General features: G+C 64.8%; 15 protein-coding genes. 6 read left to right on the top strand and 9 right to left on the bottom strand.

From position 1 onward, the window contains the following. Nucleotides 1–36: 36 nt before the first annotated feature. A complete protein-coding gene (locus AQ619_RS03425; protein ID WP_084745738.1) occupies nucleotides 37–957 on the top strand; it encodes a CE1 family esterase in 921 nt (306 codons plus the stop codon). 3 nt (nucleotides 958–960) lie between these two features. On the opposite strand, the gene AQ619_RS03420 is transcribed toward AQ619_RS03425, so the two are convergent. Further along, complete coding sequence (locus AQ619_RS03420) at nucleotides 961–1,425, bottom strand: hypothetical protein (protein ID WP_062144279.1); 465 nt, start codon at nucleotides 1,423–1,425, stop codon at nucleotides 961–963. 150 nt (nucleotides 1,426–1,575) lie between these two features. Next, on the bottom strand, nucleotides 1,576–2,823 hold the full coding sequence (locus AQ619_RS03415; RefSeq protein WP_062144276.1) for an aspartate kinase: 1,248 nt from the start codon (nucleotides 2,821–2,823) through the stop codon (nucleotides 1,576–1,578). Between the two features lie 170 nt (nucleotides 2,824–2,993). On the opposite strand from AQ619_RS03415, the gene ubiG reads away from it, so the two are divergent. From ubiG to AQ619_RS03400, 3 genes are all read left to right on the top strand, one after another. Next, nucleotides 2,994–3,761, top strand: a complete 768-nt coding sequence (ubiG, locus tag AQ619_RS03410) for a bifunctional 2-polyprenyl-6-hydroxyphenol methylase/3-demethylubiquinol 3-O-methyltransferase UbiG (RefSeq protein ID WP_062144273.1) — start codon at nucleotides 2,994–2,996, stop codon at nucleotides 3,759–3,761. A 116-nt stretch (nucleotides 3,762–3,877) separates the two neighbouring features. Beyond that, nucleotides 3,878–4,912, top strand: coding sequence for a glycine zipper 2TM domain-containing protein (locus tag AQ619_RS03405; protein WP_062144271.1), 1,035 nt, complete (start codon nucleotides 3,878–3,880; stop codon nucleotides 4,910–4,912). A gap of 136 nt (nucleotides 4,913–5,048) precedes the next feature. Next, nucleotides 5,049–5,351 (top strand): glycine zipper 2TM domain-containing protein, encoded by a 303-nt coding sequence (locus AQ619_RS03400; RefSeq protein WP_062144268.1) that lies wholly within the window; start codon nucleotides 5,049–5,051, stop codon nucleotides 5,349–5,351. Between the two features lie 61 nt (nucleotides 5,352–5,412). Here AQ619_RS03400 and AQ619_RS03395 read toward each other — a convergent pair whose 3' ends face one another. Further along, complete coding sequence (locus AQ619_RS03395; protein ID WP_062144265.1) at nucleotides 5,413–6,189, bottom strand: sulfite exporter TauE/SafE family protein; 777 nt, start codon at nucleotides 6,187–6,189, stop codon at nucleotides 5,413–5,415. Between the two features lie 174 nt (nucleotides 6,190–6,363). On the opposite strand from AQ619_RS03395, the gene AQ619_RS03390 reads away from it, so the two are divergent. Further along, nucleotides 6,364–7,248 (top strand): MBL fold metallo-hydrolase, encoded by an 885-nt coding sequence (locus AQ619_RS03390; protein ID WP_062144262.1) that lies wholly within the window; start codon nucleotides 6,364–6,366, stop codon nucleotides 7,246–7,248. A gap of 71 nt (nucleotides 7,249–7,319) precedes the next feature. Here the strand turns inward: AQ619_RS03390 and AQ619_RS03385 are convergent, their stop codons facing one another. From AQ619_RS03385 to AQ619_RS03370, 4 genes are read right to left on the bottom strand one after another with little or no spacing between them, the layout of a single operon-like run. Next, nucleotides 7,320–7,754 (bottom strand): DUF1178 family protein, encoded by a 435-nt coding sequence (locus AQ619_RS03385; RefSeq protein WP_062144259.1) that lies wholly within the window; start codon nucleotides 7,752–7,754, stop codon nucleotides 7,320–7,322. A gap of 19 nt (nucleotides 7,755–7,773) precedes the next feature. After that, entirely contained in the window at nucleotides 7,774–8,607 is an 834-nt protein-coding gene (locus AQ619_RS03380; protein WP_062144256.1) for a carbon-nitrogen hydrolase family protein, read from the bottom strand. After that, nucleotides 8,604–8,858, bottom strand: a complete 255-nt coding sequence (gene grxC, locus AQ619_RS03375; protein ID WP_062144253.1) for a glutaredoxin 3 — start codon at nucleotides 8,856–8,858, stop codon at nucleotides 8,604–8,606. Before grxC ends, AQ619_RS03380 begins: the two co-directional genes overlap by 4 nt. A gap of 28 nt (nucleotides 8,859–8,886) precedes the next feature. Beyond that, a complete protein-coding gene (locus AQ619_RS03370; protein WP_062144250.1) occupies nucleotides 8,887–9,669 on the bottom strand; it encodes a ComF family protein in 783 nt (260 codons plus the stop codon). Between AQ619_RS03370 and AQ619_RS03365 the strand changes: the two genes are divergently transcribed. Continuing rightward, on the top strand, nucleotides 9,668–10,582 hold the full coding sequence (locus AQ619_RS03365) for a methyltransferase domain-containing protein (RefSeq protein ID WP_062144248.1): 915 nt from the start codon (nucleotides 9,668–9,670) through the stop codon (nucleotides 10,580–10,582). The genes AQ619_RS03370 and AQ619_RS03365 overlap by 2 nt on opposite strands. Before the next feature lie 9 nt (nucleotides 10,583–10,591). Here AQ619_RS03365 and AQ619_RS03360 read toward each other — a convergent pair whose 3' ends face one another. After that, a complete protein-coding gene (locus AQ619_RS03360; protein ID WP_062144245.1) occupies nucleotides 10,592–11,548 on the bottom strand; it encodes a glycosyltransferase family 8 protein in 957 nt (318 codons plus the stop codon). Between the two features lie 133 nt (nucleotides 11,549–11,681). After that, on the bottom strand, nucleotides 11,682–12,638 hold the full coding sequence (locus AQ619_RS18640) for a glycosyltransferase family 8 protein (protein ID WP_084745737.1): 957 nt from the start codon (nucleotides 12,636–12,638) through the stop codon (nucleotides 11,682–11,684). Between the last annotated feature and the right edge of the window lie 20 nt (nucleotides 12,639–12,658).

Raw genomic sequence — 12,658 nt, 5'->3', positions numbered from 1 at the left:
CCGCTAAGCTCGCCCGCAGGATACCGGGGGATCATCATGTCTGAGTTTGCCTTGGCGCGATGGCTACTCCGGTTGGGTGCGCCCCTGCTTCTGCTGGGCTGGAGCGTCCCGGTCCAGGCCGCCTGCGCCGTCGGCGCGCCGGACGCCACCGCGCAGATCGATATCGGCCCGACAGGTCGCCTGCTGCTGCTGCGCCGCCCTGCGACCCTGGACCCCGACACTCCCGCCCCGTTGCTGATCCTGCTGCACGGTAGCGGCGGGACCGGAGCCCACATCCTCAAGACCTCGAAGCTGGAGGCGACCGCCGATCGCGCGGGCTTCATTCTGGTCGCGCCCGACGCGGGGATTCCGGTGGGCAAGGGCTTCGTCTGGAACATCCCCGGCGTGCCCACCACAGCGGGCAGGATCCCGGACGCGAACGACCCCGACGACGTCGCCTATCTGGCCGGGGTGGTCGACAGTCTGGTGGCCGAGGGCTGCGTTGACCGTGCCCGGGTCTATGTCACCGGCCTGTCAGGCGGCGGCCGCATGGCATCCTGGCTGGGCTGCGTGGAGTCTGGCCGCTATGCCGCCATCGCCCCGGTGGTCGGTCTGAGGGCCGGCAATCCCCGGGCGGACAATCCGCAGGAGCCTGATCCGGCCACCTGCACACCCGCCCTGCCCGTTCCGGTCATCGCCTTCGCCGGCGACAGGGACGCCACCAATCCCACCCAGGGCGGGGGGGCGGGCTACTGGCAATATACGATGCATGCCGCCGAGCAGCGCTGGGCCGCCCTCAATGGCTGCCAGACCGCCCCGACCACCGCCTGGATCACCCCCGGCATCTATGAGGAACGCTATTCAGGCTGCCGCGGCGAGGCCGATGTGGTGGGCCGCATGACGGTCGGCGGCACCCATGTCTGGCTGGCCGACAATGACGCCCTCTGGGCCTTCGTGTCGCGGTACCGGCGGGACTAGATCCTAGCCGTGCCCCGGAAGGGCGAGGGTCTCGTCGGCGTCCTGGACCAGACGGCGGGCCTGTTCGAGCGCGGCGTCGATGTCGTCCTCGATGAAGGCGACTTCCAGGTCGGTCAGGGGATGCGGGGCGGCCACGGTCTCACGCAGATAGGCGCGCTTTTCCAGCGGCGTCATGGTCCACCAGCCGACGGTGTGACCTTCCTCGATCACCGCGTCGCCCATGGCCAGCAGGTCGTCGGTATCGAAGATCGGCTGGCCGGGCCGTTCCGGGAACCACTGGCCGTCGTCCGGCAGGGCCTGGTCGAGGCGCTTGAGTAGGGCCGCCAGCCAGGGGCTGACCAGCAGGGGCTTTTCGTAGCCGTCGCCGAATTTGGCCCGCAGCAGCAGGTCGTAGAGCAGCTCCAGCCCCTCATCCCCCTCGAAGGTGACGGTCTTGGCGGCGGGATCGAACTTGAAGACGTCGGGCATGGGAAGCTCGTGGCGGCGATGCAGGCCCTACTTAACGTCAGAACACGACGTTTTGGCTACGGCACGGACAGGGGCCTCAGGATGAGCCCTGCAACCTGCCGTCCTCACCTGAGGGCAGACCGCAGGTGAGGCTTGCGGGACGTCTCGTCCCTAAAGCTGGTCCAGCCCATAAACCGAGTGCAGGGCGCGCACGGCCAGTTCGGTATAGGCCGCATCGATCAGGACGCTGATCTTGATCTCCGAGGTCGAGATGACCTGGATGTTGATGTTCTTTTCGGCCAGGGCCTGGAACATCGACTGGGCGACGCCGGCGTGGCTGCGCATGCCGACGCCGATCACCGAGACCTTCGAGACGTCCTCGTTGATCGCCACGTCCTCGAAGCCGATCTCCTTCTGGGCGGCCTTGACGATCTCGACCGCGCGCTCGGCGTCGCGCTTGCCGACCGTGAACTCCATGTTGGCAGTGTCGGCGCTGCGGGCGCGCGACTGCACGATCATGTCGACGTTCACATTGGCGTCGGCCAGACGGCCGAAGATCTGCGAGGAGACGCCCGGATGATCGGGCAGGCCCAGCAGGGTGATCTTGGCTTCGTCGCGGCTATAGGCGACGCCCGAGACGATGCGCTTTTCCATGATTTCTTCCTCGTCGCAGACGATCGTACCTTGGCCGGGGGCTTCGCCCGGCTCGACGAAACTCGACAGAACCCGCACCGGGACGCGATGGGCCATAGCCATCTCGACCGAGCGGGTCTGCAGCACCTTGGCCCCCAGAGAGGCCATTTCCAGCATTTCTTCGTAAGAGATCTTGGCCAGGCGGCGGGCCTTGCGCTCGATCCGGGGATCGGTCGTATAGACCCCGTCCACGTCGGTATAGATGTCGCAGGCCCCCTTGATGGCGGCGGCGATGGCGACAGCGCTGGTGTCCGAACCACCGCGACCGAGGGTGGTGATGCGGCCGTCGTCGGTCACGCCCTGGAAGCCGGCGATCACCGCAATCTGGCCGGCCGCTAAACAGGCTTCCAGATTGGCGGGGGGAATGTCTTCAATCCGGGCCCGGCCGTGGGCCGTGTCGGTCAGGATCGGCACCTGCCAGCCCAGGAAGGAGCGGGCGTTCAGGCCCATGTGGCGCAGGGTCATGGCCAGGAGACCGGCGGTGACCTGCTCGCCCGACGCGACGATGGCGTCATACTCGTCATCAGACTCGGGCAGGCCCGGTGCAGCGCGTCCGGCCCCATCGGTCCAGGCGACCAGCTCATTGGTCTTGCCGGACATGGCCGAAACGACCACCGCCACCTGCTTGCCGGTCGCCACCTCGGCGGCGACCAGACGGCCCACCCGCGCGATGCGCTCCAGGTCGGCCACGGAGGTGCCGCCGAACTTCATCACCAGACGAGACACGTCTTCTAACCCTCGAACGATAGCGGTTTTTTCTTGCGCCCCTGCAGCGAGATCGCATCCGGCGCGCAAGCCACGGCCTTCTAGCGGCGCAAAGGCGCAACGGCAATGTCGCGACCGTGTCTTTTTTCGGCGACGATGCTGCAGGGCGAGGGTCGTGGTAGAGAGGCGACATGACCCAAGCCGCTTCGCCCGACGCCCCTGCCCCCTCCTGGTCCATCGACCCCGCCGATGTGGCGCGGTTCTCGGCCATCGCGGCCGAATGGTGGGACCCCCGCGGCAAGTTCGCGCCGCTGCATGTGTTCAATCCCTGCCGGCTGGCCTTTATCCGCGAGCAGGCCGTGGCGCGGTTCGAGCGTGATCCCAATGGCCGCGCCCCGTTCGAGGGCCTGACCCTGCTGGACATCGGCTGCGGCGGGGGTCTGCTCAGTGAGCCCATGGCCCGGCTAGGCTTTGCGGTCACGGCTATCGATGCCTCGGAGCGCAATATCAAGACCGCCGCCACCCATGCCTCGGAGCAGGGCCTGGAGATCGCCTACCGTCCCGCCACGGCCGAACAGCTGCTGGCCGAGGGGGCCGGTCCGTTCGACGTGGTCCTGACCATGGAGGTGATCGAGCATGTGGCCGATCCGGGCGAGTTCCTGCGCACCTGTTCGCGGCTGCTCAAGCCGGGGGGCCTGATGATCGTGGCCACCCTCAACCGTACCCTGAAGGCCCTTGCCCTGGCCAAGATCGGCGCGGAATATGTCCTGCGCTGGGTGCCGCCGGGCACCCACGACTGGAAACAGTTCCTGAAACCCGACGAGCTGCGCGCCTTCCTGGCCGGCGAACCGGTGCAGATGCAGGGCCCGTTCGGCGTGACCTATAACCCCCTGACCGGCCGTTGGAGCCGGTCCAGCGACAGCGACATCAACTACATGATGACCGTCACCAAGGCCTGAGGCTCGGAACCTGTGGCGTCGCCGGGGCTTATGTTCGGCACAGGGACCCTGTGAAGGATTGGCGACCCCCTCGGGGGAGGCCGTTGATCCGTTCGAATGAGCGGAGACCACCACCCATGACCTCAAGATCCATCGCCGTGTTGCTGGCAACCACTGTCGCCTTCGGCACCGTCGCTCCAGCCCTGGCCCAGAGCGCCAGTGCCCAGACGACCTATCAGCAACGCATGGACACCTATCAGGACCAGCGGGCCGATTACCGCAGCCAGATCGCCGACTATGACGCCAAGCAGCGCGCCTACGAAAATGACCGCGCCGCCTATGAACGCTCGCGCCTGAACTATGATCGCCGCTATGGCGCAGGGGCCTATGACCGTCGTTACCCGCAATATGCGACCCGCTATGGTTCGGCCAATTATCAGACCAGCAGCGCCTACTATGCCGAGCAGGCCGCCTTCCAGCGCGAGCGCAACACCTATGAGCGTAACCGCCGCAACTATGACCGCCGCTATGGCACCGGGCGCTATGATCGCCGCTACCCGCAGATCGCCGCACGCTTCAACTACGGCGGCCCGGCCTATGCCGGCAACGGTTCGTATGACGCCCAGCGCGCCCAATGGGATCGCGACCATGCCGCTTACGACCAGGCCCGCGCTGACTATGACCGTCGCTATGGCGGCGGGTCTTACGATCGTCGCTATCCCGACTCCGGAACGCGGTTCAACGCGCCCTATGCCGGCGGCCAGTATGGGACCAATACCGCCTATACCGAGCCCTGCCGTCAGGACGCCAAGCGCAACGCCACGGTCGGCGGTGTCATCGGAGCCCTGGCCGGCGGCGTGATCGGCTCCAATGCCGCCGCCCGCAATGCCAAACCGGAAGGCACGGTGCTTGGTGCCCTGGTCGGGGCCGGCATTGGCGCGGCCATCGGCAATGCCTCGGCCAAGTCCAAATGCGACACCCGGGGTTCCTACTGGACCTATGACGAGACGGTGCCCTATCGCGAGGCGGTCTATAACGGCGGCACCTACAGCAGCCGCAGCGACGAACGCTGCCGGCTGGCCCCCGCGCCTGCGGAATACGATGGCCGCACCGAGACGCGTTACATCCGCGTCTGTCCCGACGCCGACGGCCGCTTCCGCGTCGAAGGCTAGGGCTCCGGCGGGCGGCGGAGGGCTGAAGTCCCCCGTCGCCGCTTCAGCGTCGCACGCCCGACCGACGCCTTAGACCGGGCACGCGTCCCAGGCGCTGTGCAGGACAGGGACATCAGACAAACCATCGGAGCCCGCCATGCGCGCCCATACCAAAGCCCTCATCCTTGCCCTCTCGCTCGGCTTTGCCACATCCACCCTCGCCGTCACAGCGGCTGAGGCCCATTCCGGCACCCGCTATCGCGTCAAGATCTGCAGCAAGACCAAGGGCGGCAAGGGCACCGTCATCGGCGGCCTGACCGGGGGCACGCTCGGTGCCGCCGTCGCCGGCGGCGGCAACAAGACCGAAGGGGCCGTCCTCGGCGGTGTGGTCGGCGCCATTGCCGGCAACCAGATCGCCAAGAAGAAGAAGTGCCACTACGAATACCGCTATCGCCGCTAGGCTCTAACCCAGCGGCCGACCAGAGCGCCCCGGTGAAAGCCGGGGCGTTTTTTCAATTTGATCAGACCCGCCCCAGCGCCTTGAGCGCCACATAGACCGCGGTCAGCAACACCATAATGGCGAATCCGCGTCGGGCCAGGTTGGCGTGCCCGGCCAGAATCCTGGCGATCGGCACGCCCGCGGCCGACCCGACCGCACCACCTGCAATGAGCGTCAGGAACAGCGGCACGTTGACCAGACCGGCCAGGGCGTAACTGAAGCTGGTCGCTGCGCCGAACAGGGCGACCGAAGCCAGCGAGGAGGCCGCGGCATTGGCCAGGGTCATGCCGGTCGCCGCCATCAGGCCCGGCGCGATCAGAAAGCCGCCGCCGATCCCGAAGAAGCCTGCGGCCAGGCCTGTCCCCAGGCCCAGAGGAGCCAGTTTGAGGGTCATGGCGGGCGTAAGCCGTACATCCGGATTTCCGGCCGTCTTGCGCGGCAGCAGCATCGAGACCGCGATGGCCGCCATGACGCCAGAAAAGCCCAGCAGCAGGATGCCGCCGTCGAGCCGCTTGGCCAGATCCGCCCCGATGAGGGCACCGGCCAGGCCGGCCCCGGCAAAGGTCAGGGCACAGGGCCACTTGACCGCACCCGTCCTGGCCTGAAGGCTCAAGCCAACCAGGGCGTTGACGCTGACCGCTGCGGCTGAGGTGCCGATGGCGACATGCGGATCACGGACGCCGACCACATAGAGCAGCAAGGGCGTGGCCAGCACAGATCCGCCGCCGCCGAAGACGGCCAGCAGCAGACCAATCAGGGCACCGCCCATGGCGGCGGCCAGCAGAGCGCTCGGTTCCATCCTCTGGTGCCTATCGCTTTTCCGTCTGGTTCAAGGGCAAGATCGCCAGGAGCCGCGCCCTCCCATGGATGCCTGCCGCACTGACCATAAGCGGGGTGAGGCCGGCAGGACCCGGCTCGAACAACGAACCCATATATCAGTTGATACTAATATAACAAAGTCTAATATATAGCCATGATCCAAGCCCCGCACACGCCGTCGCCGCTCTCGGTGCAAGCCTTCTTCGATGAAGCCACCAGCACCGTGACCTATCTGCTGGCCGACCCTGACACAGGCGCGGCGGCGATCATCGATCCCGTCCTGGACTTCGATCCCAGGTCGGCGCGGCTGTCGACGACCTCCGCCGATCGCGTGCTCGCGGCCATCGCCGCTGAGGCGCTCACCCTGACCTGGATCCTGGAAACACACGCCCATGCCGACCACCTGTCGGCGGCGCATCATCTCCGAAAGCTCACCGGGGCCCAGATTGCGATTGGTCGGCAAATCACGGAGGTCCAGAAGGGCTTTGGCAACCTGTTCGAGGCCGAGGACATCGCGCCTGACGGCGGGGATTTCGATCTCTTGGTGGCGGAAGGCGACCAGATCGCCCTGGGCCATCGCGTGATCAGGATCATGCAAACGCCTGGTCACACCCCCGCCTGCGTGAGTTACCTGATCGAGGATTGCGCCTTTGTCGGCGACACACTGTTCATGCCGGACTACGGCACGGCGAGGGCCGACTTTCCGGGAGGCGACGCGGCGACCCTCTATCGCTCGATCCACAAGATCCTGGCCCTGCCACCGCAGACCCGCATTTTCGTCGGCCACGACTATCTCCCGGCCGGGCGGCAAGCCTTCGCCTGGGAAACGACTGTTGGCGAACAGCGCGCTGCCAATGTCCACGTGCATGACGGGGTGAAAGAGGCCGACTTCGTCACCATGCGGAAGGCCCGTGACGCCACTCTGCCGGCCCCCACTCTGATTCTGCCGGCCCTGCAGGTCAATATTCGCGCTGGCGCCCTGCCCCCGGCCTCGGCAAGTGGGCGCGTGTTCCTGAAGCTGCCGATCAACGCCATCTAGGCGAGGGCCAGGCCGCCAACAGGCCGCCCCCTCACACCGACCCTGCCGAGCGCTGAGCCCGAGGCAGGTTCTCAGTTCACGTCCGTCTTCTTGGGCACCGCCGGCGGCAGGGGCGCGACCTTGATGCCGTCTTCGATCAGGGCCTTGGCCTCGGCCGGCGTGGCCTGGCCATAGATGCCGCGTTCCTCGGACTTGCCCTCGTGGATGTCGCGGGCCTCCTTGGCGAAGGCGTCGCCGACATTGTCGAAGTTGTCCTCGACGTGTCGGCGGACCTCGCCCATGGCCGTCATCATCATCTCGCGCATCTTCGGATCCACGGACGGCACGGCCTTCTGGGCCTTGGTGCCGGCAATGGCGGGCGACATGATCTGTTTGGTCACACCGCTGGACCCGCAGATTGGGCACGCGACCAGACCGCGCGCGCTCTGGTCGTCATAGTCTGACGACGAGCCGAACCAGCCCTCGAACGCATGGGCGGCATCGCACTGGAGGGCGTACTTGATCATGATCTGAAGATGGGGACGGTCAGGGCCCGGTAAAGGCGCGGGCGTTCTTGAGGGCGGGAATGGCCGCGCGCGCCTTGGGAGCGGCGTCCAGGTCGAGGTCGGCCACAAGCACGCCGGGCTCGTCATGGTCAAGCAGGCCGATGACCTCGCCCCAGGGCCCGATGGCGAGGGTGCGCCCCCAGGTGCCGCGTCCGTCCTCGTGGAACCCGCCTTGGGCGGCGGCCAGCACGAAGGAGCCGGTCTCGATGGCCCGGGCCCGCAGCAGGATCTCCCAATGGGCCTCTCCCGTCGGACGGGTGAAGGCGGCCGGGATGGTCAGGATCGTCGCGCCCTTCAGGGCGAGGGCCCGGTGCAGGGCCGGAAAGCGCATGTCGTAGCAGATCGTCAGGCCGAAAACGCCCAGCGGGGTCTCGACGGTCACGGCCCGGTCGCCGGGCTCATAGGTTGCCGATTCCCGCGCCGTCTCACCGGTCGGGAGATCGACATCGAACATGTGCAGCTTGTCATAGGTCGCCACGATCGCCCCGGTCGGATCGATCACCGCCTGGCGATTGGCGGCCCTGCCGTCCTCGCGCAGCACCAGGGCCGAGCCGATATCGATCCAGACACCCAGTTCGGCGGCCAGGTCGCGAAGGCCGAGCACGACGACGTCGTCCTCCAGGCTTTGCAGGGCCGGCAGCAGGCGGGCGCGGTCCTTCTGCAGGACATTGGTCCCTTCGGGCGTCAGGATGAACCGGGCACCCTGGGCGGCAGCCTCACGCACCAGCGGGGCGACATGGGCCAAGGCCGCCGCGTGGGTGGCAGGGGTTCGGGTCTGGACCAGGCCGACCCTGAGGGACGACGAAGAGGTCATGCGGTCAGCAGGGCGTCCAGCTTGCCGTCGCGCTCGAGGGCCATCATGTCGTCACAGCCGCCAATGTGCTGGTCGCCCACGAAGATCTGCGGAAAGGTGCTGCGCCCTGACCGCTCCATCATTTCCTGTCGAAGCTTCGGGTCCATGCCGGCTTCGATCTCGGTGAAATCAACGCTCTTCTCGCCGAGCAGCTTCAGGGCGCGGGCGCAGTAGCCACAGAACGGGCGGGTATAGATGGTGACCTTGGCCATGGGGGTGACGACTCTCTCCTGATGGATCTCATATAGGACGCGCTTGCATTTCTGTAACGCGCGCCACGACCGCCAGGGTCACTTCCGCCGCCCCGGCCGCTTTCAGAGCCCGGGCGCAGCCTTCGGCTGTGGCACCCGTGGTCAGAACATCATCGACCAGCACGATCCTGCGCCCGATCACCCGGTGTCGCCGCGACTCGGGGACAACAAAGGCGGCCGCGACATTGCGCCGACGGCCGGAGGCCGACTTGCCACCCTGGCTGTCGGTGTCGCGACGGCGGACCAGGGCATCGGCCAGATAGGTCAGGCCACTGAGCCGGGCCAGGGGCCGGGCGATCTCGGCCGCCTGGTTGTAGCGTCGACTCAACAGGCGGCCCGGATGCATGGGCACAGGGGCCAGGGCATCGGCCTGGTCCAGCAGCGGCGTCGCCGCCCGCGACAGCCACAGGGCCATCAGCCCGGCCAGGTCGCTGCGATCGGCATGTTTGAGTTGCAGGATCAGATCGCGGGACTGCTCGTCATAGACGCAGGCGGCCCGGGCCCGGGAAAAGGCGCGCGGGCGGGCCTGACAGGCCGGGCAGTGCTGGGGCCCGCCACTGTCGAAGGGCATGGCCAGGCCACAGCCGTCACAGACCGGGTCATCCAGAAAGGTGATGCGCGCCCAGCGCTCGGCCGACAGGCCGCGGGTCTGGGCCGGGACGCCGTCAAAGGTCCGCGGCGGCAGGGCTATGTCGAGCAGCCCTCTGGCCAGACCGGCCAGATGAGGCCCGGCTTTCCATTTCCATCCGAAATCGCCATGGTCCGCCGGCATGACCACCCCACCCCTCCTCTTTGACCGCGCCCTGCTCAGGGCCCGCCTCGATCGCGCCGCCGCAGACTACGGAGACGCTGACTTCCTCAAGCGCCGCGCGGCCGAGGATGTGGTCATGCGGCTGGAGACGATCCTGCGACGCTTTCCGGTCGCCGTCGATCTCGGAGCGCGAAACGGCGCTTTCTCGCAGGCCCTGGCCGCCAGCGACGCCGCCGCCAATATCGACGTGCTGCTCCAGACCGACCTGTCGGCTCGCATGCTGGGGGCCGGTGATGGACTAATTGCTGTGGCCGACGAGGAACGCCTGCCGTTCGGCGACGCGACGCTGGACCTGGCCGTCTCGACCCTGTCCCTGCATTGGACCAATGACCTAGTCGGAGCCCTGATCCAGATCCGCCGCGCCCTGCGGCCCGACGGCCTGTTCATCGGGGCCCTGTTCGGCGGGGCCACCCTGACCGAACTTCGCCAGGCGCTTTTGCAGGCCGAAGACGAGGTCAGCGGCGGCGCCTCCTTCCGCGTTTCGCCCTTCGCCGACGCCATTAACGCGGCGGGCCTGCTGCAGCGGGCCGGGTTTGCCCTGCCGGTGGCGGACGTGGACCGGGTCAAGGTCCGCTATGGCCACCCTATCGAACTGCTGCGTGACCTGAGGCGGATGGGCGAGACCAGCGTATTGCTCGACCGGTCGCGCAAGCCCCTGACCCGACGGGTGCTCACCCGGGCCATGGAAATCTATGTCGAACGCTTCGCCGAGGCCGACGGCCGCATCCCGGCAACCTTCGAGATCGTTGCCGTGACCGGCTGGGCACCGCACGAAAGCCAGCAAAAGCCCTTGCGCCCCGGCTCGGCCAAGATGCGTCTGGCCGACGCCCTCGGTGTTCAGGAACAGTCTGCGGGGGATGCCGCCGGCGGCTGACCGGGGCAGTCAGGCACCGCTTGCCGGCCCGTCGACCTTCTTGAGCAAATGCCCAACCAGAATCTCGTAAAACGAGATGGCTTCCTTGTGCTTGCCTTGCTTGTTCAGCTTGCGGGCCGTCCAGAGGTGCTCATTGACCGTCTTGGGCATCCTGGAAACCGGGCTTGGCCATTGCGAAGCCCGCAAACTGCTCAAATAGAGATCGCCGACCTTGTTTTCGTACCAGGCGAACCAGGGCTTTTGCGACGTAATGAAGTGAATCACGGCCGCATTCTGAATGACTTCGTCAGACTGACTTTGGGAAAAAGGCGTGTTCGAAACAAACCGATTCCACCTAGCGTCAACAATGAAGATGTTATCCGACAGGACTCGGTTGATGGCGCACTGATCAGCCATCAGGAGATTGCTGTTTTCGTCCCAGACATGGTCGAGACATTTCTTCGCCAGGTCTTGTGCACGCCAAAGGGCCAGATCCAGGATCATGACGCCCGAGTTGAAATACGCCTTGTAGCCATGGTCTCGGCACATGGCCTCGTTGTCGACATCAAGCACCGCGCCAAGGGCCAGGCCACCCAGATCGAGGTCAAAAAGCTCTGACACGTCAGACATGACGATGGTGTCGGAGTCGAGATAAAGGATTTTATGAACCTCATCCCCGACCAGGATCGGCAACATGATCCTGAAATAGGCCGCAAGGTTCAGGTAGCCTTTCGAGTTCAGGAACTTGGCGGGAATTTTCGCCAGCAGGGACCGATGTTCAATCGTCAGATAGTGAATCTCATAGGCAATGCCGGTTCGCGCTGAAAAATCTCTTAGAAACTGTTCGAGCTTGTCATTGGCGACATCAGTAACGACATGGACCTTCAGTTCTGATGATTTTCCACCGTAAGTCGTGACAAGTGACGAAAGGGAGGCCGCAAAATGCTGCTGATAGTTCGCATCGAAACAATAGGCGACATGGTGCATGGCAGGCCTCAGAGATCCGTTCGCACAGGCAAGAGCATTTTCCAGCCGGCGTGAAAAGGCCGCCACAGCGAAAAGCGCGCCGTCCGGCTGGATGCCCTGCTACTGAGCCATCCCCATGGGTAGCGGTCGCCGTTCAGGCGGATGGCGGGAGATCACCGGCCTTTTTCATCAGATGCCCCACCAGGGTCTCATAGATTGAGACAGCATCCGGATACTGGCCCTGGTTCGTCAGTTTTCGCGCCATCCTGTGGTGCTCGCCGAATGACCGCGGCGTTTTAAGGACGGGATTGGGCCACTGCGAGGCCCTGAGGCTGCTCCAGTAGTGTTCGCCGAGTTCATTCTCGTACCAGGCGTGCCACGGCTTCTGGCCGGTGATGAAATGGATGATCGCCGCATCCGCGAGGACGTCCCTGGCGCGGGAAATCGAGTCGTCGAAGTTTGTAACGTAGCGATTCCATCGCCGTGGCAGGGGTTTAATGTCGCCTTGCATGACAATATTGATGGCGCACTGATCCCCCAAGATAGCATCGCAATCTTCAGAAGACATATATTCAATGCATTTCTGAGTGAATTTCTTGGACCTCAAAGCCGAAAGGTCCATCAACAGCACGCCAGCATTGAAATAATGACTCAACCCGTGGCGCGTCGCATTAATTTTATCATCGATGTCGAGGACAGCGCCAATCGATTTGCCATTCATCTGATGCGAGAATAATTCCGACAAATCACTCAAAATAACGGTGTCTGAATCTATATATACAACCTTATCAATATCCCCAGAAATGATCTGAGGTATTAAAATTCTGAAATATGTTGATATGTTTATATAGTCTTTTACATCTCTGTACTTTCTCGGAACGAGCTCCAAAAACGAGATTTGATCGTCTGAGATGCGATTAATTCTTACATTGACGCCTTTTCGTGTGGAAAAATCCTCAGCGAAAGCATCGAGGGTCGGATCCTGAGAGTCCGTTATGACATGCACGGTGAGTGACGCCGGATCATCGCCATAGTGATCGACCAGAGATGATATAGAGGCCGCAAAATGCTGCTGGTAGTTCGCGTCAAAACAGTAAACGACGTGAGGCATCTTACTCACCAATGCAGAAG

The organism is Caulobacter henricii, from assembly GCF_001414055.1.
GTDB classification, from domain to species: domain Bacteria; phylum Pseudomonadota; class Alphaproteobacteria; order Caulobacterales; family Caulobacteraceae; genus Caulobacter; species Caulobacter henricii.
This window is presented reverse-complemented; position numbering and strand designations above follow the sequence as displayed.

Coding starts and splice junctions, on each gene's coding strand:
- AQ619_RS03385 (WP_062144259.1), bottom strand. CDS start 7,754: ATGATCAAGTACGCCCTCCAGTGCGATGCCGCCCATGCGTTCGAGGGC.
- AQ619_RS03365 (WP_062144248.1), top strand. CDS start 9,668: ATGACCACCCCACCCCTCCTCTTTGACCGCGCCCTGCTCAGGGCCCGC.
- AQ619_RS03405 (WP_062144271.1), top strand. CDS start 3,878: ATGACCTCAAGATCCATCGCCGTGTTGCTGGCAACCACTGTCGCCTTC.
- AQ619_RS18640 (WP_084745737.1), bottom strand. CDS start 12,638: ATGCCTCACGTCGTTTACTGTTTTGACGCGAACTACCAGCAGCATTTT.
- AQ619_RS03360 (WP_062144245.1), bottom strand. CDS start 11,548: ATGCACCATGTCGCCTATTGTTTCGATGCGAACTATCAGCAGCATTTT.
- AQ619_RS03420 (WP_062144279.1), bottom strand. CDS start 1,425: ATGCCCGACGTCTTCAAGTTCGATCCCGCCGCCAAGACCGTCACCTTC.
- AQ619_RS03370 (WP_062144250.1), bottom strand. CDS start 9,669: ATGCCGGCGGACCATGGCGATTTCGGATGGAAATGGAAAGCCGGGCCT.
- AQ619_RS03380 (WP_062144256.1), bottom strand. CDS start 8,607: ATGACCTCTTCGTCGTCCCTCAGGGTCGGCCTGGTCCAGACCCGAACC.
- AQ619_RS03395 (WP_062144265.1), bottom strand. CDS start 6,189: ATGGAACCGAGCGCTCTGCTGGCCGCCGCCATGGGCGGTGCCCTGATT.
- ubiG (WP_062144273.1), top strand. CDS start 2,994: ATGACCCAAGCCGCTTCGCCCGACGCCCCTGCCCCCTCCTGGTCCATC.
- AQ619_RS03425 (WP_084745738.1), top strand. CDS start 37: ATGTCTGAGTTTGCCTTGGCGCGATGGCTACTCCGGTTGGGTGCGCCC.
- grxC (WP_062144253.1), bottom strand. CDS start 8,858: ATGGCCAAGGTCACCATCTATACCCGCCCGTTCTGTGGCTACTGCGCC.
- AQ619_RS03400 (WP_062144268.1), top strand. CDS start 5,049: ATGCGCGCCCATACCAAAGCCCTCATCCTTGCCCTCTCGCTCGGCTTT.
- AQ619_RS03390 (WP_062144262.1), top strand. CDS start 6,364: ATGATCCAAGCCCCGCACACGCCGTCGCCGCTCTCGGTGCAAGCCTTC.